The 828-nt window shown below is 68.1% G+C and carries 1 protein-coding gene and 1 pseudogene; one reads left to right on the plus strand and one right to left on the minus strand.

Annotated features, from left to right (window positions below):
- A pseudogene (locus CCN72_RS29305) lies at positions 1-288 on the plus strand (hypothetical protein); the annotation flags it as partial.
- Between the two features lie 36 nt (positions 289-324).
- Here CCN72_RS29305 and CCN72_RS29310 read toward each other — a convergent pair.
- Positions 325-528, minus strand: coding sequence for a hypothetical protein (locus CCN72_RS29310; RefSeq protein WP_086810986.1), 204 nt, complete (start codon positions 526-528; stop codon positions 325-327).
- Between the last annotated feature and the right edge of the window lie 300 nt (positions 529-828).

Consider the following 828-nt stretch of genomic DNA (forward strand, 5'->3'; position numbering starts at 1 on the left):
GGAGAGCCGGTGACGGCGGACGGGGATCAGCGGTGGTGCCAGAAGGTGACCGTGGGCTTCCGGAACTCCGGGGGCACGGCGGTGCGTTCGGGGTCGGTGACGTTCGGGACGCACGTCATCGGGGCGCTCGGCATCGACTGGTCGACCGTGCGGACGTCCGAGGCGCTGCCGGTGCCGATCGGCGCCGGGGCGCGCACGGACCACACCTGGACGGTGTGCCTCGACGCCTGGAGAGTGCCGCTGGGCATGCACATCGAGACGCGGGACCTGTCCGTCCAGTGGAAGTGATCGCCGGAGAAGGGGTGCCTCCTCCTGGTGCGCCGGTTACTTCAGCGCGAGCCAGGCGACGCCGGCCACGACCACGAGGGCCACGATGACGCCGATGATCACGCCGACGCGCGGACCGGAGGAAGTGGGGGCGGCCGCCTGCTGCTGACGCCCCTGCGGAGCCTCGTCGACGAACGCGCGGAACATCTGAGTGCTGCCGGCAGGGTCGTAATTGCCCTGGGGGCCCTGGGTGTTAGCCATGAGCCGAGACCTTAGCGAAGACGGGCCGGGGCACCCAAGTGGGGGGCCACCGGGACAGACGGGGACACCCTTCGCGCACCTCCCTGCATATTCACATCCGCAACGCTATGCCTTTGCCAAGGTTTTACGCGGGCGGCCTCCTACTTATTTGCCTGTAGCAACCAATGGCCCTTATGGTTGCCCCAAGCAACGAATACGGGAGGTGTGATGGCCGAGCATGCGCAGTTTGACGAGCTTGCGCGTCAGCTCAGCGCCGTCGGCGCCGTGAAACGGGACCTCGTACGGGTACTGCCCCCCGAG

Origin of the sequence: Streptomyces murinus (genome assembly GCF_002154555.1) — a bacterium.
Lineage (GTDB): Bacteria > Actinomycetota > Actinomycetes > Streptomycetales > Streptomycetaceae > Streptomyces > Streptomyces murinus.

Excerpts from the sequence above, each read along its gene's own strand:
- CCN72_RS29310 (WP_086810986.1), bottom strand. The coding sequence starts at position 528 with ATGGCTAACACCCAGGGCCCCCAGGGCAATTACGACCCTGCCGGCAGC.